Here is a 21600-nt window from a genome sequence, read left to right as displayed (position 1 = left end):
ACGCAGGATCGCGATGATCTGTGCTTCTGTGTATCTGCTTGTCTTCATTCGAATTCTCCTCGTCCATCTTGCCGAGAAAATTCTACTTTTGCAGCCCCTTAAATGCGGGGGGGATTACCCCCGTGGAGGGGGTAAAACTGGAGCGGGCCAAAGCCAAGACGCCGACGGTCAAGGACACATTCCGGGATTTGCTGCGGCTTTACCTCGGGTCAGCCCTCTACTCGAAACTCAGCCCAAGCTCGAAGCGCAACTATCGGGTCATTCTTGAAAAGTTCTGCGAAAAATACGGAAACTGGCCCGTGTCGCAGTTCTCACCGAAGCACGCCTCCGCCATTCTGGCCAAGCTCAGCGACACGCCGGAAGCAGCCAACACGTTGATGAAGCGGCTGCGCCTGCTTCTGAACTTCGCCGTGGATATCGGCATGATCCCTTCGAACCCGATGGCGGGGATGAAGGGCTACAAGTCAGACGGTGAGGGCTATCACGACTGGACTGAGGAGGAGATCGCGCAGTTCATTGCTCGTCACCCGCCGGGAGCCAAGGCGCATCTGGCCCTGATGCTGATGCTCAGCACCGGGCAGCGCAAGTCTGATGCTGTCAGGATGGGGTGGGGCGATGTTGTCAACGGGATGATGCGGGTTCGTCAGCAGAAAACCGGAACCCCGCTGATGATCCCAATCCTCCCGAAACTGAAAGCAGCGTTGGCCGACCAACCCAAGGACGCGCCGACCTTCTTGCGGACGGAGTATGGTCGCCCCTTCTCGGCGGCTGGCTTCGGAAACTGGATGCGGGATCGGTGCGACGAGGCGGGGCTGCCCAACTGCGCATCGCATGGTCTGCGCAAGGCTTGTGCCCGGCGTCTGGCCGAGGCGGGCTGCACCATTCACCAAATCAAGGCGATCACCGGCCACAAGACCGACGCAGAAGTGCATCGCTACACGGCGAAAGCCGATCAAGTTCGGCTCGCTCACAGCGCGTTCGAGAAGCTGCAAGACACCGCCCACAACCCGAAAACTGCTAACCCCCTCTGAGAGGTTAGCAAACACGAGGGAAAACCCGATGCGTTCCAATATCTTCGCGGAGGAAGTGGCAGCCCGTAGGGGAGTCGAACCCCTCTTCCCAGGTTGAAAACCTGGTGTCCTAACCGATAGACGAACGGGCCGCGCTTGGCGTGAGCGGGTATCTAGCGGCAGGCACGACAGGGTGCAAGAGGGAATCGGCAGGCATCGACCAAGTTTTTTCTGCCCGACTTTTCCTTGGCTTGCCGGCCGATGCGTCAGGCGCGGGCGGCGTCGTCGAGCCGCAGTTGCACCTTCTGGCGCCCGCCCCAGGAATCGATCTCGACCCGGCCGGCCAGGTGGAAACGCCCGGCACCGCCGGCGGCCAGCGCCGGGCCGATCGGGCTGTCGAAGGCGCCGAAGCACACGGCCTGCACCGCGGCGGCGCCGCTGCCCAGCCGCAGGCGCAGGTGCTGGTCGCCGATGCGGCGCACGTCCTGCACCAGCTGGTCGGCCAGCACGAAGCGGGGCGCCGGGGCCGAGGCGCCGAAGGGGCCGGCGGCCTCGATCTGGGCGACCAGCTCGGGCGTCAGGCCCTCGGGCGCCAGCAGCCCTTCGACCGCAAGGTCGCGCGGCCCGCCCTGCCCGGCGCCCTGGCGCGCCAGCAATTCGGCCAGGCGCGCCATCGCGGGTTCCAGCGCGTCGCGCGCCACGGTCAGCCCGGCGGCCATGCGGTGCCCGCCGCCTTTCAGGAACAACCCCTCGGCCGCGACCCGGGCCACCGCGGCGCCCAGATCCACCCCGGCCACCGACCGCGCGCTGCCCTTGCCGATGGCGCCGTCGAAGCCGATCACCACCGACGGGCGGTCGAACGCCTCTTTCAGGCGGGCGGCGGCGATGCCGACCACGCCGGGGTGCCAGCCTTCGCCGGCGGCCCAGACCAGCGGGCCCTCGACGCCGCGCGCCTCGGCCTGGGCCAGCGCCTCGGCCCGGACCGCGGCCTCGATCTCGCGCCGTTCGGTGTTGAGCCGGTCCAGCCGGTCGGCCAGCGCCGCGGCCTCGGCCGGGTTGTCGGTGGCCAGAAGCCGCGCGCCCAGATCGGCCTGGCCGATGCGCCCGCCGGCGTTGACGCGCGGCCCCAGCAGGAACCCCAGCGCATGGGTATCGGGCGCCTTGGTCATGCGTGCCACATCGGCCAGCGCCACCAGCCCCGGCCGCCCGCGCCGCGCCATGACCGCCAGCCCCTGGCGCACCAGCGCGCGGTTCGCCCCCACCAGCGGCGCCACGTCGGCCACCGTCGCCAGGGCGACCAGATCGAGCAGGCGCATCAGGTCGGGGCCCTGCACGCCTTCGCCGCGCAGGCGCCGGTTCGCCTCGACCAGCAGCAGGAACACCACGCCGGCGGCGCAGAGATAGCCGAGGCGCCCGTCCTCGTCCTGGCGGTTGGGGTTGACGACCGCCAGCGCGGGCGGCAGCGTTTCGCCGCCCAGGTGGTGATCCAGCACCACCACATCGCAGCCGGCGGCGGCGATGGGCTCGTGGCTGAGCGTGCCGCAATCGACGCAGACGATCAGGTCGTGCGCCGCGCCCAGCGCCTGCATCGCGGGCACGTTGGGGCCATAGCCTTCGTCGATGCGGTCGGGGACATAGAGCGTGGCGCCGTGCCCCATCTCGCGCAGCCAGACCAGCAGCAGCGCGGCCGAGGCGCCGCCATCGACATCGTAATCGGCGAACACCGCGATGCGCTGGCGCCGGCGCAGCGCGTGCAGCACACGGTCGGCCGCGGCGCCCATGTCGCGCAAGCACAGCGGATCGGGCAAGAGGTCGCGCAAGGCCGGGGCAAGGAAGCCCGGCGCCGCCTCGGGCGCCACACCGCGGCGTGCCAGCACCCGCGCCACCGGCAAGGGCACCCGCGCCGCTTGCGCGATGGCTTCGGCCAGGCGGTCCTCGTCGTCGGAAAGCCCGACCCAGCGCCGCCCTGTCAGGGATCGCTCGACGCCCAGAAAGGCCATGCCGCCCCCTTCCTGCCCTTGCCGCATCCGCCCTGCCCGGCCGGGGCCGGGCGCCCGGTCACCTTGTCGGGGTCCGATAGGTCATGCGCCGCACCGAGCCGGTCTTGGACCGCATCAGCACGGTTTCGGTGGTGACCCAGCCCACTTCGCGCTTGAGCCCGCGCAGGATCGACCCGTCGGTCACCCCGGTGGCGGCAAAGATCACATCCGCCGTCACCATCTGGTCGCGGGTGTAGATTCGGTCGAGGTCGGTGATGCCGGCCCGTGCGGCGCGGGCGCGTTCGTCGTCGTTGCGAAACAGGAGCTGGCCGAAGATCTGCCCGCCCATGCATTTCAGCGCCGAGGCTGCCAGCACACCTTCGGGCGCGCCGCCCGACCCCATGTACATGTCGATGCCGGTCACCTCGGCCTCGGCGCAATGGATCACGCCGGCGACGTCGCCATCGGTGATCAGCCGGATGGCCGCGCCGGTGGACCGCACGGCGGCGATCAGATCCTGATGTCGGGGGCGTTCGAGGATGCAGACGGTGATGTCCTGCGGCGTGCCGCCCTTGGCCCGCGCCAGCTGGCGCACCCGTTCGGCCGGGTCCATGTCCAGCGTCACCACGCCTTCGGCATAGCCCGGGCCGATGGCCAGCTTTTCCATGTAGACATCGGGGGCGTGCAGCAGCGTGCCGCGCGGCGCCATCGCAATCACGGCCAGCGCGTTGGGCATGTCCTTGGCGGTCAGCGTGGTGCCTTCGAGCGGGTCGAGCGCGATGTCCACCTCGGGCCCCTGGCCGGTGCCGACCTCCTCGCCGATATACAGCATCGGCGCCTCGTCGCGTTCGCCTTCGCCGATCACCACGGTGCCGCGGATGTCCAGCAGGTTCAGCTGCCGGCGCATCGCATCCACCGCCACCTGGTCGGCCGCCTTTTCGTCGCCCCGCCCGATCAGCCGCGCCGAAGCAATGGCGGCGGCCTCGGACACCCGGGCAAGGCCCAGCGACAGCATTCGGTCGTTGAAATCGACGACAGCGGACATGGCATATTCCCTTTGGACAAGACCGCCTTGCTTCTAGCCCTGGCGCCGCGCGAAGGGAAGCCTGTGCCGCAGGGGCGCAAAAGCGGCGCCGGCCCCTGACATGCGCCCCGCACGATCCCCATATGCAGGGAACCGTCACCCAGATCAGGAGGAAACCTCATGGACCTGCGCTTCGATGGCAAGACCATCATCGTCACCGGCGGCGGCTCGGGCATCGGTGCCGCGACCGCGCACGAACTGGCCGACAGCGGCGCAACGGTGATCGTGGCCGACGTGAACGCCGCCCATGCCGAAGCGGTCGCCGCCGACATCGCGGCGCGCGGCGGCAAGGCCCATGCCGTGGCCGTGGACGTGGCCCGGCCCGAGTCGGTGCAAGCCATGGTTGCCTTTGCCGTGGACCGCACCGGCGCCCTGCACGGCATCGTCAACAACGCGGGCATCGGTGGCCCCATCGCCCCGACCGCCAGCTACGACCCGGAAGCCTGGCAGAAGGTGATCGACATCAACCTGTCGGGGGTGTTCTACGGCATGCGCTATGCCATTCCCGAAATCGAGAAGGCGGGCGGCGGCGCGGTGGTCAACGTCGCGTCGATCCTGGGGTCGGTGGGCTTTGCCGGCTCGGTCGCCTATGTCAGCGCCAAGCACGGCGTGCTGGGCGCGACCAGGAACGCGGCGCTGGAACATGCGGCCGCGGGCGTGCGGGTGAACGCGGTGGGCCCCGGGTTCATCCTGACGCCGATGGTGTCGGGCGCGCTGGACGAGGCGACGCTGAAGTTCCTGGAAGGCAAGCACGCGCTGAACCGGATCGGCCGGCCCGAGGAGGTTGCCGCGCTCATCGTCTTCCTGCTGTCGGACCGCGCAAGCTTCATCACCGGGTCGTATCACCTGGTCGATGGCGGCTACACCGCGCAATAGCGCGCCGGCGCCCGGGGCAAGGCCGGTTCAGCCGGCCTTGCGCTGGTTGGCATCCTTCAGCAGCCGGCCGTGGCGGCGCACCTCGGCCAGCACCTCGCCATAGGTGCGAAAGCCGCGGGCCTGCAGCATCGGCACCAGTTTCAGGAAGGCATCGGCGGTGGCCACGGTATCGCCGATGGCGGTGTGGCGCGCCTCCTCGGGGATGGTGATGCCCAGCCGGTGGGTCAGCGCATCGAGGCTGTGGGTCTCGGACTGGCCCCAGACCACGGCCGACAGCAGCACGGTGTCGAGGATCGGGTTGTCGAAGGCCAGGCCCAGCTCGGCCTCGCGCCGGCGCAGGAACTCCATGTCGAAGGGGGCGTTGTGCGCCACCAGCACCGCGCCTTCGGCAAAACGGTGGAATCGCGGCAACACCGCCGAAACCGGGTCGGCCTCGGCCACCATCGCATCGGTGATGCCGTGCACCTCGGTCGAGCCGGGCGGGATGGGGCGGCCGGGGTTGACCAGCGTGTCGAAGACCTCGCCTTCGACACGGCGGCCGTTGACCAGGCGCACGGCGGCGATCTGCACGATCTCGTCGCCTTGTGCGGGCATCAGCCCGGTGGTTTCGGTGTCGAACACCACATAGGTCAGCTGGTCCAGCGGGGTGTCGGCCACCTTTTCGGCCCGCGCGCGCGACAGCAGGTCGAAGTCGTAGACCACGGCGCGGGCGATGGGTTTGGGGCGCCGCCCGGCGCGGCGGGCCTGGCGGATCGGCAGCACCAGCCGCGCGGTGCCGGCCGCGGCATCGTGTTCCGGCCAGCATTCGGTGGCATGGGTATAAAGCACCGAGCGCCCGGTCACATCGGCCACGCCCACCTCCAGCGGCTCGGTCAGCCAGCCGTCGAGCAGCCCGACCGAAAGGGGCGCCCCGGACCACCCCAGCACGATCATGGCACCGGGGCCGTCCTCCAGGATATCCAGCCGAAAGGCCCGGACCCCGGTGCGCGCCGCGATGCGCGCCGCAAGATCGAACAGCAGCGCGATGATTTCGAACCCGTTGCAGCGCAGCAGCAGTTCGGCGGCGGCGCCTTCGGCGCCGAGCCCTGCGGCCTCGAACCGGGCGCGGGCGCTGTCGGCCAGGTCGGAGGCGCGGGTCATCGCCAGCGGCCACCAGTCGGTGCGGCCTTCGTCGTAGCGGGCGCCCAGTTCGGTGATGGCCCGCGTCAGCAAGGCCACCTCGTCCCGCATCGCCCGGTCCAACGCACCGCCGGGGTCGGCGCCCTGATCCTCGGCCAGAACGCCCATGACGGTTTGCAGGTTGGCCGCCGGGCGGCGCACGCGGTCGAACACCTCGGCCAGCAGTTGTTCGCGCCGGGTATGGGCCGCAAGGTCGGCGGTGACGTCGCGCAGGGTCAGCACATAGCCCGGCGTTTCCTGGCCCGGCGCCAGCAGCAGGCGCATCCGCGCCGCCAGCAGCCGCGGCGCGGGGCCCGCGGTGGCGCAGAGCAGGTCGGACGCGGCATCGGGATCGGAGGTTTCGATCAGGCGCTGGTGCGCGTGGCGGATCGGGCCTTCGCGCAAATAGTCGAACAGCCGCCGGTCCAGCCCCGGCACCCCGCCTTGCGTGCCCAGCAGATCCTGCGCCAGCCCGTTGTAGAACACCAGCTGATGTGCGCCCGAACACAACAGAACCCCCACCGGCACATCGGACAACAGCGCCTCCAGCCGCGCCTTTTCGCGCGCTAGCCGGGTGGTTTCGCGCGCCACCGACTCGGCCAGGGCGTTGCGGGTTTCCGAAAGGCTGGCCAGCGCCGCCCCCACCGCCGGCGCCAGATCGCCGAGATAGCGCGCGGTATCGCGGTCCAGCTCGCCGCCCACATCGGCATGGCTGCGCGAGCGGATGGTGCCGGCCAGGCGCTCGATCGCCTTGGCCACATGGGTGTCGAACAGGAACCAGACCCAGGCCACGACCCCCAGCAGGACGAACCCCGCCACGAGGCCCCCCTGGATGAAAGCGTTCAGCGTGTCGGGGGTGCCCAGCCGCCGGTAGCCCAGCGTCAGCCCGATGACCAGCGCCGCAAGCCCGGCCACCGCCAGCAGCGCAAAGAACAGAAAGATGCGGATGCGCAGGCTGAGCCGTTCAAGCATGGGCGCCGCCTCCGGCCTGGGCATCGCCCGCGGCCAGAAGCCTTCGCACCTCCTCGCGCAGTTCCTTGAGTTCGAAGGGCTTGGAAATGAACCCGTCGGCCCCCAGCGCCAGCCCCTTGCGCCGTTCGATGGCCGATCCGCGGGCGGTCATCATCAGGATCTTCACGTCGGACAGGCCCGGGTCCAGCCGCACGCCCTGGCAGATCTCGTAACCCGAAACGTCGGGCAGCATCACGTCCAGCAGCACAAGGTCCGGGTGCGTGCCGCGGATGCGGTCCAGCGCCTCGCCGCCGTTGGCCACGCGGTCGTGGTCGTAGCCTTCGCGGGTCAGCAGGTAATCGAGCGCGATGGCGATGTTGTCCTCGTCCTCGACCACCAGAACCCGTTTCTTCCCCCCCTCAGCGCCCATGGCTCATCCTCCGTGGCAGGCCGCCTTCAATAGCTTGTCCGCCGGGTCGAGCGGCACCCAGGTGCCGCCCGACATCTCGCCGGTGTCCGAAAATGTCACGTTCGCGGTGATGTCCACCCTTTGGGCCCGGGCACAATCGAACATCACCATCATCTCCTGGCTGCCTTGCCAACGGGCAAAGCGGAACACCTGCGCCAACACCAGATCGGGGGCCGCGGGGTTGCGGTCCCACCGGCGGGTGTCCACGAGGAAGGCCTCGGTCACCAGCGGAAAGACATAGGTCCAGGGGCGGTAGGCCGTGGCGGTTTCGCCGGTCTGGGCCAGCACCACGCCGGGCGGGATGCCGGCCTTGAGCCGCGGAAACCAGTTGTATTCCGACCAGATCGACATGGCGATCATGCACAGGCCGGCGAAGGCCGGGGCAAACCAGCGCGGCAAAGGCAGTTTCATCACGCGGGCCAGGAACAGCCCCACCCCGGCGCCACCGACGCCTGCAATCAGGATTGCGACAAGTTCAAAGGTCATGCCCGCCCCCCCTCAGCCCGGCGCAGCGCGGCCGGCGGCCGAAGACTGCATCGTGCGCACCACCACGAAGGCATCGCGCAGGTGGCTGCGCTCGAAATCGCTCAGGTCCGACGGGGCGAGGAAGTTGTCGGGCTTGCGCCCCATCCTGACCAGTGCGGCCTGGTTCTTCAGCCGGGTTTCGGCGATCAGGTCGTAAGCCTCGATCAGGTCGCGCGCGCCGGAAACCGAGATCACCCCCGCCTCCTCGGCCGCCAGCAGCCGGGCGCGGGTGTTCACCGCCGTCAGCTTGCCGCGCAGCGCATAGATGCGGCCCAGGTCCACCACCGGCACCACGCCGTTCAGCTTCATGTCGATATGGTTGCGGTGCTCGCCCGAACGGATGGTGGCGAACCCGCGCAAGAGGCCGAGCGGCGGGGTATGCTTGAGGCTGTTGGCGATCATGTGCGCCACGAAGATCGAGTTGCGCGACGCATTTTCCAGCGTTTCGGCCTGCAGGTCGCGGAACAACGCCGTGGCCCCGCCGATGGGGCGCAGGTCGAACATCACCGAGGCCAGCATCTGCGCCATCGGGTCGGGGCGGGCGACCCAGCCTTGGAAATAATCGCGCCACACCCGCACCGGCTGGCACCATTTCGGGTTGGTCGCCATCATGTCGCCGGGGCAGTAGTAATAGCCCACCGCGTTCAGCCCGTCGGAGACGATGCGCGCCAGACGATGGAAATAGGCCATGTCCTCGGGCTGCATCGCATCGTCGATCATGATGCAGTTGTCCTGGTCGGAAACGCCGGTCTGTTCCTGCCGGCCCTGGCTGCCGCAGGCCAGCCACAGGTAAGGCACGGGCGGCGGGCCGAGTTCGGCTTCGGCCATCGCCAGCAGGCGGCGGGTCACGGTATCGGCGATGTCGGTGATCAGGCGGGTGACGATCTCGTGCGCGTTGTTGCCGCCGACCAGTTGCAGCAACAGCTGCGGGATGCGCGCGGTGACGGCCGCCATGTCGGCGACGGTTTCGGCCGTGGCCGCATCGCGCACCAGCACGGCCGACGACACCGCCTGGAACCGCGTGAGGTCGGTCTGGGTGATCATGCCCAGCAACTCGCCATCCCGCACCACCGGCAGGTGGCCGATGCGCCGTTCCAGCATCAGGTGCAGCACGTCCGACCCCAGCGCATCGGGCGGCAGCGAGATCGGGTCGGGCGTCATGACCGCATGAACGGGCGTGGCCGGGTCGCGCCCTTCGGCCAGCACCTTGTTGGTCAGATCCCGGTTGGTCAGGATGCCCAGGAACCGGCCCCGATCCACCACCCCCAGCGACGAGATGTGCCGGTCGCGCATGATCTGCGCGGCCTCGAACACCGAAGCCTCGGGCGGTATGGAAATGGGCTTGCGCGCCATCAGGTCGGCCACCTTGCGGGTGACCAGGTCGCTGCCGCGCCCCTCGACGCTGCGGCCGCGGTTGAAGAACCGCTCGAAGGCCGGCGAGGTGGCGACAAGGCGGCGGAACTCGGCCACCGGCAGCAGGATCAGCACGGAATCCTCGGTCGCGCGCGCCGTGGTCAGCGCCAGCCCGTCGCGCATCAGCCCGCGTTCGCCAAAGCTGTTGCGCGGCCCCAGCAGCGACACCAGCGACCCGGCGCTGTCCAGCACCTCGACCGCGCCGGATTTCACCAGATAAAGGCCCAGCAGCGGTTCGCCTTCGTGGTAGACCTCGGCGCCGGCCGGATATTCCCTGCGGACGAAGGAACCGGCGACGCGCGCCAGCTCGTCCTTCGGCAGGGTATCGTAAGGATGCACCGTTTCCAGAAAGGCGAGGATGCGGGCATCGGGGGTGTCGTCGGTCATCGTGTCCTCCCGGACGGTCGCCGGGTTGGCCCCGGTCTGTGTCGGTTGGGGGTGCGGGGGCGGCCTGCGCCGCCCCCGCGGGTCGTGTCAGTGGGCCGAAGCCTTGCCCGCGCCTTTCGGCACGCGGATCGATTCCACCAGATCCTGCACATGGCGCGGCGGGGCGGCGGTGATCTTCGACACCACGAAGGCGGTGATGAAGTTCAGGGCCGCACCAACCGGGCCGAAGCCGGCAGGCGAGATGCCGAACAGGTGGTAGTCGGCGGTGTTCGGGAAGGTGTTGGTGCCCGGGATGAAGAACCAGCCGAGGTAGAGGAAGATGTACACGGCCGTGGACACCAGACCCACCAGCATGCCCAGGATCGCGCCTTCCTTGTTGATGGTCTTGGAGAAGATCCCCATCATCAGCACCGGGAAGATCGTCGCAGCCGCCAGGCCGAAGGCCAGCGCCACCACCTGCGCGGCAAAGCCGGGCGGGTTCAGGCCAAGCCAGGTCGCCAGCGCGATGGCACCGGCCATCGAGATGCGCGCCCAGAGCATTTCGCCCTTTTCCGAGATGTCGGGGTTCAGCGCGCCCTTGATGAGGTCGTGGCTGACGGCCGAGGAAATGGCCAGCAGCAGGCCCGCCGCGGTGGACAGCGCCGCCGCCAGACCGCCCGCGGCGACCAGAGCGATGACCCAGCCCGGCAGCTTGGCGATTTCCGGGTTCGCCAGCACCATGATGTCGTTGTTCACGGTGACCAGCTCGTTGTCCACGATGCCCAGCTCGCCGGCGGTCTTGTCGCCGAACTTGACGGCATCGCGGGCGGCGATCGCCTCGACCAGCTTGGTCTGCAATGCGACGAGGTCGGCGTTGGCCTCGCCATTCACCTGCACGGCTTCCGGCGCGGTCAGATCGGTCGCTTCGGGCAGGTTCTGCGCAGCACGGGCATCGGTCAGCGCCTTGCGGGCTTCGGCGATCGCCTTGTTCGGGCCGGCCAGCTTGGCACCGTTGACATACTGGATCAGGCCGTCGCCGTTCTTGTCTTCGAACTTCAGCAACCCGGTCTTTTCCCAGTTGCGGATCCAGACCAGATCTTCGCGCTTCTGGATGTCGGCCAGCGAAACGGCCGGCGCATCGTAGAACCGGCCCTGCACCGCACCCGGCCAGAAGGTCGTGGTCAGGTTCAGGCGCGCCATCGAGCCCACGGCCGGCGCCACGGTGTAGAGCAGCGCGATGAACACCAGCGCCCAGCCGGCCGAGGAACGCGCATCCGACACCTTCGGCACCGTGAAGAAGCGGATGATGACGTGCGGCAGACCCGCGGTGCCGATCATCAGCGACATGGTGATGAGGAACATGTTGAGCATGTTCGTGGTATCGGCGGTATAGGCGGCAAAGCCGATGTCGGTCACCACCTGGTCGAGCTTGGCCATGAACGCGACTTCACCGCCAGAAGGCGCGTGCGTCCCGATCAGGCCCAGCTGCGGCAGGATGTTGCCGGTCAGCTGCAACGAGATGAACAGCGCCGGGATGGTGTAGGCCACGATCAGCACGACATATTGCGCCACCTGGGTATAGGTGATGCCCTTCATGCCGCCGAACACCGCATAGGCGAACACGATCGCCGAACCGATGAACAGGCCGGTGGTGTTGTCCACCTCGAGGAAGCGCGCAAAGGTCACCGCAGCGCCGGTCATCTGACCGATCACGTAGGTCACCGAGATCACGATCAGGCAGACCACAGCCACAAGGCGCGCCGTCGTGGAATAGAAGCGGTCGCCCACGAATTCCGGCACGGTGAACTTGCCGAACTTGCGCAGGTAGGGGGCAAGCAGCAGCGCCAGCAGCACGTAGCCTCCGGTCCAGCCCATCAGGAAGACCGAGTTGTTGTAGCCGCCGAAGGCCAGCAGGCCGGCCATCGAGATGAACGAGGCGGCCGACATCCAGTCCGCCGCGGTCGCCATGCCGTTCAACACCGGCGGAACGCCCTGATTGGCGGCATAGAATTCCGCGGTGGAACCCGCACGGGCCCAGATCGCGATGCCGATGTAAAGCGCGAAGGACGCGCCCACCACCAGCAGGTTGAGGGTAAACTGATCCATTGCTCCCCGTTCCTTATTCTTCGACGCCGAATTCTTTGTCGAGCTTGTTCATGCGCCAGGCGTAGACGAAGATCAGCACGATGAACGTGTAGATCGAGCCTTGCTGGGCAAACCAGAAGCCGAGGTCCATCCCGCCGACATGAATGCCTTTCAGCATGGGCCGCAGGATGATGCCGAGGACATACGAGCACACGAACCACACCGCCATCGAGATCATGATGATGCGGATGTTCGCTGCCCAGTAGGCCTTGGCCGATTTGTCGTCTGCCATTGTTGCTACTCCCTGAGTGTCTCCTTCGGGCGCCCCGGGGTCGGGGCACCCGCTCCCCCGTTTTACGCCGAAACGCGGCTCACGATGGCGGCCATGCCATCGCGGATCGTCTCGATGGATCCCATCGCGTCGATGCGCTCCAGCACGCCCCGCCCTTCGTAATAGGCGATCAGCGGTGCCGTCTGGGCATGGTAGGCGGCCAGCCGCGCCCCTGCCGTTTCGGCATTGTCGTCGGCCCGGCGCTTGAACGCCGTGCCGCCGCATTTGTCGCAGACCCCGGCCACGGCCGGCTGCTTGAACTCGTCATGATACCCTTCGCCGCAGTCGGCACAGGTATACCTGCCGGCCACGCGGGCGATCATCGCCTGGTCGTCCACCTCCATCGAGATCACGGACGACACCGCCATGCCTTGCGCCGCAAGCAGGCCGTCCAGCGCCTCGGCCTGGGCGGCGGTGCGCGGGAAACCGTCGAGGATCACGCCGCGGGCGGTGTCGGGTTCGGCCATGCGGTCCTTCAGGATGGCCAGCACGATGGCGTCGCTGACAAGGCCGCCGGCCTCCATCACCGCCTTGGCCTGCTTGCCGGCCTCGGTTCCGGCGGCAACCGCGGCGCGCAGCAGATCGCCGGTGGACAGTTGCACGAGGCCGAAGGCGTCTTCCAGCATCCGCGCCTGGGTGCCCTTGCCCGCACCGGGGGGGCCCAGCAGGATCAGGACGGTGGCTTGCGTCATGGTATCGGTGCCCATCGCGCTCAGCCCCGGTTCATCCGGTTGGCGATCAGCTCGTCCACCACCGACGGGTCGGCCAGGGTCGAGGTATCGCCCAGGGCGCCGTAATCGTTTTCGGCGATCTTGCGCAGGATGCGGCGCATGATCTTGCCCGAGCGGGTCTTGGGCAGGCCGGGCGCCCACTGGATCAGGTCGGGCTTGGCGATGGGCCCGATTTCGGTGCGCACCCAGGCCTCCAGTTCCTTGCGCAGGGCATCGGTCGGTTCCACCCCGTTCATCAGGGTCACATAGGCATAGATGCCCTGGCCCTTGATTTCGTGCGGGTAGCCGACCACCGCGGCTTCGGCGACCTTTTCATGCGCGACCAGCGCCGATTCCACTTCGGCCGTGCCCATGCGGTGGCCCGAGACGTTGATGACGTCATCGACGCGGCCGGTGATCCAGTAATAGCCGTCGGCATCGCGGCGGCAGCCGTCGCCGGTGAAGTAATAGCCGCGATACTGGCCGAAATACGCCTCCTGAAAGCGGTCGTGGTCGCCCCAGAGCGTGCGCATCTGGCCCGGCCAGCTGTCGGCGATGCACAGCACGCCTTCGGCGGCGGTTTCGGTTTGCACCGCAGCCGTGTTGGCATCCAGCACCACCGGCTTGACCCCGAAGAACGGCCTGGTGGCCGACCCCGGTTTGGTCGCAATCGCACCCGGCAGCGGGGTCAGCATGTGGCCCCCGGTCTCGGTCTGCCAGAAGGTATCGACGATCGGGCATTTGCCCTTGCCGACATGGGTGTTGTACCAGTTCCACGCCTCGGGGTTGATCGGCTCGCCGACCGAGCCCAGCAGCTTGAGGCTGGACAGGTCGTGCTTTTCGACCCATTCGGCGCCCAGGCCCATCAGGCTGCGGATCGCGGTCGGCGCGGTGTAGAACTGGTTGACCTTGTGCTTGGCACAGACCTGCCAGAACCGGCCGGGGTCCGGGTAGGTCGGCACGCCTTCGAACATCACGGTGGTCGCGCCGTTGGCCAGCGGGCCATAGATGATGTAGCTGTGCCCGGTGACCCAGCCCACATCCGCGGTGCACCAGAACACATCGCCGTCGTGATAGTCGAAGGTCAACTGATGCGTCATCGACGCATAGACCAGATAGCCGCCCGACGTGTGCACCACCCCCTTGGGCCGCCCGGTGGACCCGGAGGTGTAGAGGATGAACAGCGGGTCTTCGGCGCCGACCTCGACATACGGGCAATAGGGCTTGGCGGCGGCCATTTCGGCCTTCACGTCCACGTCGCGGCCATCGACCCAGGTGATCTGGTCGCCGGTGTGGCGCACGACCAGGCACTTGATCTTGTCCGAGCAGTCGAACAGCGCCTTGTCGGTGTTCGATTTCAGCGCCGTCTTCTTGCCGCCGCGGGGGGCATGGTCGGCGGTGATGACGATCTTGGCTTCGGAATCGTTGATCCGGTTGGCCAGCGCATCTGGCGAAAAGCCGGCAAAGACCACCGAATGGATCGCACCGATCCGCGCGCAGGCCAGCATGGCATAGGCCGCCTCGGGGATCATCGGCAGATACAGCACCACCCGGTCGCCCTTGGTCACGCCGTATTTCTTGAGCACGTTCGCCATGCGGCTGACGTTTTCCAGCAGCTGCGCATAGGTGATGTGCTGGGCCGGGGCGTTCGGGTCATCCGGCTCGAAGATGATCGCGGTCTGGTTGGCGCGCTTGCCCATGTGGCGGTCGATGCAGTTGGCGCTGACGTTCAGCGTGCCGTCCTCGAACCACTTGATGGAAACCTTGCCGTATTCGAACGTGGTATCCTTGACCTTGGTGTAGTCGCGGATCCAGTCGATCCGCTGGCCGTGTTCGCGCCAGAACGCCTCGGGGTCGTTCACCGAAGCGGCATACATTTCCTCATAGCGCCGCGCATCGACATGCGCCTTGGCGGAAAATTCGGCGGACGGCGGATAGACCCCGGCTGCGGGCTGATCGGACATAGGCTCCTCCTTCGTAAACGCGCAGCACCCCGGCCGCGCCGGGCCCGGGTAACCCCGAGCCGCTCCATCCCTTGGCGGCACTGTAAACCATCTGTGAAGAATCGCGTAACCCTTTTTGCGATAACAGTTTTTCTGTAAATTAATTTTCGCGCAACTGCGATAATCTGTGAATCGGTGTAAATCCGCCGAAACTTGGGCGTGAAATCAACCCATTGGCCGGCAAGGGCGCCTCACAACGGCGTGACCGGCGCCCGCAAGGGACCGCACCCCCGGACGCGACTCCCTGACGCAGCGGCATGCCGCACCGCGCGCGCAACAAAGTTGCGCCGGATCGATTCGCGTTGAGCGAATCAGTCTCGGGGAATCAGGCGCCTTTCGCCCCGAACTCGGCCAGCGCGTCGCCGACGCTGCTGCGCCAGGCCACGTGCGGTTCGCGCAGGCCCTGCGCCAGCAACACGCGGCGCACCTCGGGCACCGCGCCCGTCAGCACCAGAACCCCGCCCTTGCGCGCCATCTTGTGCGCCAGCATCTCGAACGAGCGGGCACCCGAACTGTCGACGAAGGGCACGTCGGAAAAATCCACCACAAAGGCGCGCGGCTGTTCGGCAATGCGGTCCAGCACCGATCCCAGCGTGGCCGCCGCCCCGAAGAAGAAGGCGCCGCGCAACCGGTAGACCACGACATCGCCGGTCTGCTCGGCGATCGGGCGGCCTTCGTCCAGCGGCTCCACCTGCACGGCATCCGACATCCGGCGGATGAACACCGCCCCGCCGATCGCGGCGCCGGCGATGATGCCTTCGGTCAGGTCGCGAAACACCACGAGCCCGAAGGTCACCAGCACGATGGCCGCATCAGCGCGGCTGGCGCGGATCAGCGACCAGAGCTCCTCCTTCTCGGCCATGTTCCAGGCCACGACGACCAGCACCCCGGCCAGCGCCGCCAGCGGGATATACCCGGCCAGCGGGGCCGCCACCAGCATGACAACCAGCAGGAACACGGCATGCAGCATCCCCGATACCGGCCCGCGCGACCCGGCGCGCACGTTGGTTGCGGTGCGCGCGATGGTGCCCGTCACGCAGAACCCGCCGAACAGCGCCGAGCCGATGTTGGCCAGCCCCTGCCCGACCAGTTCGGCATTGCTGCGGTGGCGCCGCCCGGTCATGCCGTCGGCCACCACCGCCGACAGCAGCGACTCGATGGCCCCCAGCAGCGCAAAGCTGACCGCCCAGGGCAAAGCCTGCACGATCAGGTCGCCGCTCATGGCCGGCAAGGCCGGGGCAGGCGGGGTGCGCGGCAACTCGCCGAACTTGGAATAGATCGTCTCGACCGGCAGGTTCAGCGCCCAGGCCGCAAGGGCGGTCGCCGCAATGGCGATCAGCATCCCGGGCCAGTGCGGGCGCAACCGCTTCAGTCCCTGGATGATCGCCACGGTTGCCACCGCCAGCCCCAGCGCCGCCGGGGTCACCGTGCCGCGTGCCGCCCACAGCACGTGAACCTTTTCCACGATTTCCGCCGGTTCCGGCCCGCCCAGCACCAGCCCGAAGAAATCGCGCATCTGGCTCGCCAGGATAATGACCGCGATGCCGGCGGTAAAGCCCACTGTGACAGGATAGGGGATGAACTTGATGTAGGTTCCCAGCCGCAGCGCGCCGACCGCAGTCAGGATGAACCCCGACAGGAAGGTCGCCAGGATCAGCCCCTCCAGCCCGGTCGCCATCACGCAGGCCGAAACCAGCACGATGAAGGCCCCTGCCGGCCCGCCGACTTGAAACCGCGACCCGCCCAAGGCCGACACCAGGAAACCGCCGACGATGGCGGTGTAAAGCCCCCGCTCGGGCCCGACGCCGCTGGCAATGGCAATCGCCATGCTCAGCGGCAGGGCGACGATCGCCACGGTCAACCCGGCAATCGCATCGGCGCGCAGGTCGGCCGTGCTGTAGCCCTCGCGCAGTCGGCTCACCAGTTTCGGCGTGAATTCATCCCACACGGTTTCCTGACGACGATGCACGATCTTGACCCTTCTCGATCTCTTGTGCAGGAGAAGAGTCCTGTGCAGGTGAAGTGTCAAGCGGCCAGAAAGGCGCATCGGCCATGTCCAGCCCACCCCGCCCCGATCCGGTGCAACCCGCCGATGCCGAAGCGCGCGCCCTGGCGCGCAAGCTGCTGGGCGAGGCCCGGTTCTGCGCGCTGGCGGTGCTGGAACCCGGCACGGGTCACCCGTTCGTCAGCCGCATCGCGCTGGGCTGCGATGCGGAAGGCCTGCCGCTGTCGCTGGTATCGGGCCTGTCGCTGCACACCCGGGCGCTGCGCGCCGACCCTGCCTGCTGCCTGCTGGTCGGCGAACCCGGACCGAAGGGCGACCCGCTGACCCACCCGCGCCTGTCGCTGCGCGCCCGGGCGATGTTCGTGCCGCAGGACGGCAGCGAACACGCGACCTTGCGCGCAAACTGGCTGACGCAGAACCCCAAGGCCACGGTCTATGCCGACCTGCCTGATTTCGCCTTCGTCCGGTTTCATCCGGTATCGGCGGCGCTGAACGGCGGCTTCGCCCGCGCCTTTGCGCTGACCGCCGCCGATCTCGCGCCCTGATCGCGCGCCTTTCACCTTGCCGAAATATCCTGCGGGGGGTGCGGGGGGCGCAAAGCCCCCCGCCTTTGGCGCCGCGATCACACCGGGTTGTCGGCCCGCACCGTCACCCAGACCGTGCCCGTCACCGGCACCGGCCAGCGCAGCGTCACGTTCTGCTTGCTGGCGCCCTGTTCGGTCTGGACCCAGGGCATATCGTAGCGCTGGGTGCTGCCTTGCAGCAGCGCCCCGGCCGCCACGACGCCGGTCACCACCCGGGCATTGCCGCGGAACGCGAGATTCGCGCTGGCGTCCACCACCCAGGCGCTGGCGGCGCTGTTCTGGTCGTGGCGCACGGTCACCGGGTTGTAGCAGCCGTTGGTCACGCCGTTGAAGTTGTTGCCGTGCACCGTGACGTTGCGGAACCGCCCGTAATCGAGGTCGGACCAGGTGGTATCGACCTTTTCCACCCGCTCGATCCCGCCGTTCATGGTGCGGAAGGTATTTCCGGTGATCGACACGCCTTGCAGGTAATGCCCCGAGCCGCGGGGCGTCACCACGATCCAGGCGAACGAAGGCATCGCGCCGATGGTGGTAAAGATGTTGGCGCTGATCGTGATGCCGCCGAAACTGAACTGGTTGTTCCAGTTGGGGTCGGGCTCGCGTTCGTTGGTCAGCTCGATGAAGCTGTTGTCCACGTAGTTGCCGGTGAACAGCGTCTTGACGTTGATCCCGGTCATCACCACGCCGGCGGTGCGCACGCCCGGTTGCTGGGCATCGCCCTGGAACCAGTGGTTGCCCACGAACATATGTCCCGAACCGTGGATCACCACGAAATGCCGGAACCGCACCGCGCGATTGTCGCGGATCTTGACGTCGTTGGCGTTCACGTTGATGCCGATGGTGGTGCGGTTCTGCACGTCTACCGGCATCTCGTTGCTCAGGAACTGGCATTCGTCGATCATCATGCCCTGGCAGCCGGTGCCGATCGAGGTGATGGCCCGGTCGCGCGGACGGTCGAAGACGCAGCCCGAAAACCGGGTGGTGATGCCGCTGGGCGGCAGCATGACCGCGCTGGCGTGCCCGCCGCAGGCGAATTCCAGGTTGGTCATCTCGAACCTGTCCAACCGGCCGAAGCCCGAGAAATCCAGCAGATAGCGGAACCGCGTGAAGGTATAGGTGCGCGTGCCGGCTTGCGATCCGGGCGGCAGGCTCAGCTCCACCGTGCCGGCGCCCACGTTCTTGGATCGCACATAGGTTTCGCGCGCCACGCCGGCGCCGGTCACCAGCGACCCGACCTCGATGTTGGCCACATTGGCCACGCCGGTCAGGATGTAGGGGTCCGAGGTGCTGTAGGTGGCCTGGCTGGTCACCACCCCCGGGGTCCAGGCCGGCCCGGCCACGGCGACCAGCTGGCCGTTGTCCACCACCTTGCGCTGCACGAACGACGCCCCGGCAATGCCGGCGTTTTCTGCCAGCAGGATCGGCGCGGTGACCGAAACCGACCGGCCGTTCAGGTCCAGCACCGCGTGGTCGGTAAAGTGGAACAGCGCCTGCAAGGCCCGGCGGAATCCCTCGGCCTCGGATCCGAAGGCCGAGGTATAGGTTTCCAGGTTGTAGTTGCGCGTCAATGCCAGCCGGTTTGCCTCGGGCATGACGACCCGGCCTTCGAACCGCACCGGGGCCGCCATCGCCACGTTGGCCGGCAAGGCATAGGTGCCCGCCGAAACCAGCACCTGCCGCCCCGAGGCCACGGCCGCGGCATCGGCCGCCTGAAACGCCGCCACGTCGTTGGTGGTGCCGTCGCCCAGCGCGCCGTAATCGCGCACATCGACCCAATCCATCATGTTGCGATGGAAGATCGCGGTGACGTCCTCGATCACGATGTCGTCGATGCGCACCAGCCCGCCGTTGGGCCCGGTGAGCTCCAGCCCGAAATGGCCCGACACCGGGGCGGTGCCCCAGACCATGTCCACCCCGCCGCGCGCGCCCGACCCGACGATCGCGCTGACGGTCACTACCTCGCCATAGCTCGAAAGGGTGACGGCCGGCCCGGTCTGCGGCAAGCCGCCCACCGGGGCGCCGTTCGCGCCCAGCGGCAGGCACGAGGCCCGCACCGTCGGCAGCGCCCCCGACAGCGCCTTGATGCGCGCGCTGATGCGCAGATACATGCCGGGCTGGCATGGCGTGGGCACCATGTAGCGCAACCGCGTGGTGTTGGAGGCCTTCAGCAGTTCCAGGCAGCCGCCGAAATCCTGATCGGCCGCCACGATCGCCGCATTGGGCGAGCCGGCCCAGGTGGGCGAGCCGGGTGTGCCCTCGCCCGAAGACCAGACATTCAGCCCGGCCGAAAAGGGCGTGGGCATCAGCACCAGCCCGTCCGTGATCGCCTTGTTCATCCTGCGCAACCCCCGCATCACATCGCCCTGCGATGCAGCCGCCCGGCCGGCACGACAAACCAAGGGCAAGGCCGTGCGCCGCTTTCCTCTCGCCGAAGAAACGCCGGACGGCTGCCCTGACCCGCACAGGGCTAGCATGGAAAGGGTTGCTGCGGCGTTAACCGACCGCGCGCAGGGGACAAGGCCGCAGGATCAGGCCCCCGCCCCTTGCGGCGGCAGCAGGCGCACCCCGTTGATCTGCCAGCCGCCTTCGGCCTCGATCATCTCGTAGTCCAGAAAATGGACCCGGCCCTGCCCGTCGCGGATCATCACGCGCTGCACCTGACGGCCGCCTTCCTGGCGCAGACCCAGATAGCGCACCTCGTCGGGGCGATGCACCATCGGGTAGCCTTGCCGCACCATCGCGCCGAACCGCTCGGGCGTGCCGAAGATGCCCTTGATCGCCGGCGAGGCATAGGCGAACGCCGCGCCGAAATCGTCTGCCCGGAAGGCCGTGATCTGGTCGCCGATCACCCCGCGGATCTCGGCCTCCTGCGCCACGGCCATGCCGGCCCACAACACCACCCCCGCCACCACGAAAGCCCGCATCCGCATTCCTCCCTGTGCCGCTGCGGTTCCTACGCAAAAAAGCCTCCGGCGGATCACCGTGGGCCTTTCGTGCTTGCGCAAGAGGCCGCCGGTCGGGCATCTAGGCACGGCAACACCGGAATGCCCAATGAACCGCATCTGCCACATCCAGATCGACGACCAGGGCCTTGCGCCCCCCACCCCGGCCATCGAGCAGGAACGCCGGGTCGCGATCTTCGACCTGCTGGAGGACAACAGCTTCGAGCTGCCCCCCCGCGAAGGCCGCACTGTGCCCCCCGGCCCCTATCGGCTGGGCCTTTCCATCCGCGAAGGGCGCCTGGTCTTCGACATCGCCACCGAAGGCGGCGACAAGGCGGCCGAGTTCCACCTGTCGCTGGGGCCGTTCCGCCAGGTGGTCAAGGACTACTTCCAGATCTGCGAAAGCTACTTCGATGCGGTCAAGCGCCTTCCGCCCAGCCAGATCGAGGCCATCGACATGGCCCGCCGCGGCATCCACAACGAAGGCGCGCGCACGCTGCAAGACCGGCTCGACGGCAAGGCCGTGGTCGACATCGACACCGCCCGCCGGCTGTTCACGCTGATCTGCGTGCTGCACTGGGGGTGATCTTGGCGGCAGCGTTTCCGCAGGCGGTGCTGTTCTGCTGCGACCACAACGCGGTGCGGTCCCCGATGGCCGAAGGGCTGATGAAGCACTTTTACGGCCAGCGCGCCTATGTGCAGTCCGCCGGCGTGAAGAACGACATGGAAATCGACGGCTTTTCCGTCGCCGTCTGCCGCGAGCTGGGGATCGAGCTGTCGCGCCACCGCTCGCGCAGCTTCGACGAGATGCAGAAATGGGGCGACGATCTGGGCCAGTTCGACCTGATCGTCGCCTTGTCGGCGCGCAGCCAGCATCAGGCTCTGGAGCTGACGCGGGCTTATGACGTGGCAGTGGAATACTGGCCCATCCTCGACCCCACCCCCATCGGCACCACGCGCGAGGAAAAGCTGGCCGCCTATCGCCAGGCGCGCGACCAGATCCGCGACCGGATGATCGCCCGGTTCGGCCCGCAAACCGCGGGTTGAACCGCCGGCCGGACAGACCGGGTTGCGCGCGGCCCGGTTTGGCGGCACATCTGCATGGCCTG

Annotated in this window: 18 protein-coding genes and 1 tRNA gene; 5 read left to right on the top strand and 14 right to left on the bottom strand. The window is 67.9% G+C overall.

Translation table 11 applies throughout. From position 1 onward, the window contains the following. The first annotated feature begins 122 nt into the window (after nucleotides 1-122). Nucleotides 123-1031: a tyrosine-type recombinase/integrase gene (locus ACK4S2_RS11065; RefSeq protein ID WP_409624015.1), complete on the top strand. Its 909-nt coding sequence runs from the start codon at nucleotides 123-125 to the stop codon at nucleotides 1029-1031. 56 nt (nucleotides 1032-1087) lie between these two features. Here ACK4S2_RS11065 and ACK4S2_RS11060 read toward each other — a convergent pair. The 3 genes from ACK4S2_RS11060 to glpX form a co-directional block, all read right to left on the bottom strand. Next, nucleotides 1088-1162, bottom strand: a tRNA-Glu gene (locus ACK4S2_RS11060). A gap of 114 nt (nucleotides 1163-1276) precedes the next feature. Beyond that, a complete protein-coding gene (gene recJ, locus ACK4S2_RS11055; protein ID WP_409624013.1) occupies nucleotides 1277-3010 on the bottom strand; it encodes a single-stranded-DNA-specific exonuclease RecJ in 1734 nt (577 codons plus the stop codon). A gap of 58 nt (nucleotides 3011-3068) precedes the next feature. Beyond that, on the bottom strand, nucleotides 3069-4034 hold the full coding sequence (glpX, locus tag ACK4S2_RS11050; protein WP_409624011.1) for a class II fructose-bisphosphatase: 966 nt from the start codon (nucleotides 4032-4034) through the stop codon (nucleotides 3069-3071). A gap of 159 nt (nucleotides 4035-4193) precedes the next feature. Between glpX and ACK4S2_RS11045 the strand changes: the two genes are divergently transcribed. After that, nucleotides 4194-4949 carry an SDR family NAD(P)-dependent oxidoreductase gene (locus ACK4S2_RS11045; protein ID WP_409624009.1) on the top strand — a complete coding sequence of 252 codons (756 nt, stop codon included), beginning with the start codon at nucleotides 4194-4196 and terminating at the stop codon, nucleotides 4947-4949. Nucleotides 4950-4976: 27 nt separating this feature from the next. On the opposite strand, the gene ACK4S2_RS11040 is transcribed toward ACK4S2_RS11045, so the two are convergent. The 9 genes from ACK4S2_RS11040 to ACK4S2_RS11000 all read right to left on the bottom strand — a co-directional run bounded on the left by ACK4S2_RS11040 (nucleotide 4977) and on the right by ACK4S2_RS11000 (nucleotide 16929). Then, nucleotides 4977-7079: an exonuclease domain-containing protein gene (locus tag ACK4S2_RS11040; RefSeq protein ID WP_409624007.1), complete on the bottom strand. Its 2103-nt coding sequence runs from the start codon at nucleotides 7077-7079 to the stop codon at nucleotides 4977-4979. Continuing rightward, nucleotides 7072-7488 (bottom strand): response regulator transcription factor, encoded by a 417-nt coding sequence (locus ACK4S2_RS11035; RefSeq protein WP_409624005.1) that lies wholly within the window; start codon nucleotides 7486-7488, stop codon nucleotides 7072-7074. Before ACK4S2_RS11035 ends, ACK4S2_RS11040 begins: the two co-directional genes overlap by 8 nt. A 3-nt stretch (nucleotides 7489-7491) precedes the next feature. After that, nucleotides 7492-8013 carry a hypothetical protein gene (locus tag ACK4S2_RS11030; protein ID WP_409624003.1) on the bottom strand — a complete coding sequence of 174 codons (522 nt, stop codon included), beginning with the start codon at nucleotides 8011-8013 and terminating at the stop codon, nucleotides 7492-7494. A gap of 12 nt (nucleotides 8014-8025) precedes the next feature. Beyond that, complete coding sequence (locus ACK4S2_RS11025; RefSeq protein ID WP_409624001.1) at nucleotides 8026-9852, bottom strand: DUF294 nucleotidyltransferase-like domain-containing protein; 1827 nt, start codon at nucleotides 9850-9852, stop codon at nucleotides 8026-8028. 87 nt (nucleotides 9853-9939) lie between these two features. Next, nucleotides 9940-11937, bottom strand: a complete 1998-nt coding sequence (locus ACK4S2_RS11020) for a sodium:solute symporter family protein (protein ID WP_409623999.1) — start codon at nucleotides 11935-11937, stop codon at nucleotides 9940-9942. A 13-nt stretch (nucleotides 11938-11950) separates the two neighbouring features. Further along, nucleotides 11951-12208 carry a DUF4212 domain-containing protein gene (locus tag ACK4S2_RS11015; protein ID WP_409623998.1) on the bottom strand — a complete coding sequence of 86 codons (258 nt, stop codon included), beginning with the start codon at nucleotides 12206-12208 and terminating at the stop codon, nucleotides 11951-11953. Between the two features lie 62 nt (nucleotides 12209-12270). Continuing rightward, nucleotides 12271-12954: an adenylate kinase gene (locus tag ACK4S2_RS11010; protein WP_409623996.1), complete on the bottom strand. Its 684-nt coding sequence runs from the start codon at nucleotides 12952-12954 to the stop codon at nucleotides 12271-12273. Between the two features lie 5 nt (nucleotides 12955-12959). Next, nucleotides 12960-14921, bottom strand: coding sequence for an acetate--CoA ligase (gene acs, locus ACK4S2_RS11005; protein ID WP_409623994.1), 1962 nt, complete (start codon nucleotides 14919-14921; stop codon nucleotides 12960-12962). A 364-nt stretch (nucleotides 14922-15285) separates the two neighbouring features. Continuing rightward, on the bottom strand, nucleotides 15286-16929 hold the full coding sequence (locus ACK4S2_RS11000) for a SulP family inorganic anion transporter (protein ID WP_409623992.1): 1644 nt from the start codon (nucleotides 16927-16929) through the stop codon (nucleotides 15286-15288). 83 nt (nucleotides 16930-17012) lie between these two features. Between ACK4S2_RS11000 and ACK4S2_RS10995 the strand changes: the two genes are divergently transcribed. Further along, complete coding sequence (locus ACK4S2_RS10995; RefSeq protein WP_409623990.1) at nucleotides 17013-17510, top strand: HugZ family protein; 498 nt, start codon at nucleotides 17013-17015, stop codon at nucleotides 17508-17510. 77 nt (nucleotides 17511-17587) lie between these two features. Here ACK4S2_RS10995 and ACK4S2_RS10990 read toward each other — a convergent pair whose 3' ends face one another. Beyond that, the gene (locus ACK4S2_RS10990; protein ID WP_409623988.1) at nucleotides 17588-19885 is read right to left on the bottom strand and encodes a glycosyl hydrolase family 28-related protein; all 2298 of its coding nucleotides are present in this window, start codon (nucleotides 19883-19885) and stop codon (nucleotides 17588-17590) included. A gap of 192 nt (nucleotides 19886-20077) precedes the next feature. After that, complete coding sequence (locus ACK4S2_RS10985) at nucleotides 20078-20473, bottom strand: DUF4864 domain-containing protein (protein WP_409623987.1); 396 nt, start codon at nucleotides 20471-20473, stop codon at nucleotides 20078-20080. A 127-nt stretch (nucleotides 20474-20600) separates the two neighbouring features. On the opposite strand from ACK4S2_RS10985, the gene ACK4S2_RS10980 reads away from it, so the two are divergent. Further along, nucleotides 20601-21077 carry a UPF0262 family protein gene (locus ACK4S2_RS10980; RefSeq protein ID WP_409623985.1) on the top strand — a complete coding sequence of 159 codons (477 nt, stop codon included), beginning with the start codon at nucleotides 20601-20603 and terminating at the stop codon, nucleotides 21075-21077. 65 nt (nucleotides 21078-21142) lie between these two features. Then, nucleotides 21143-21538 (top strand): low molecular weight phosphatase family protein, encoded by a 396-nt coding sequence (locus tag ACK4S2_RS10975; RefSeq protein ID WP_409624017.1) that lies wholly within the window; start codon nucleotides 21143-21145, stop codon nucleotides 21536-21538. Nucleotides 21539-21600: the final 62 nt, after the last annotated feature.

The sequence above is a fragment of the Gemmobacter sp. genome, assembly GCF_046292685.1.
Classification (GTDB): domain Bacteria; phylum Pseudomonadota; class Alphaproteobacteria; order Rhodobacterales; family Rhodobacteraceae; genus Wagnerdoeblera.
Note: the sequence above shows the minus strand (reverse complement) of the source record. Positions and strands in the feature narration are given on the sequence as shown.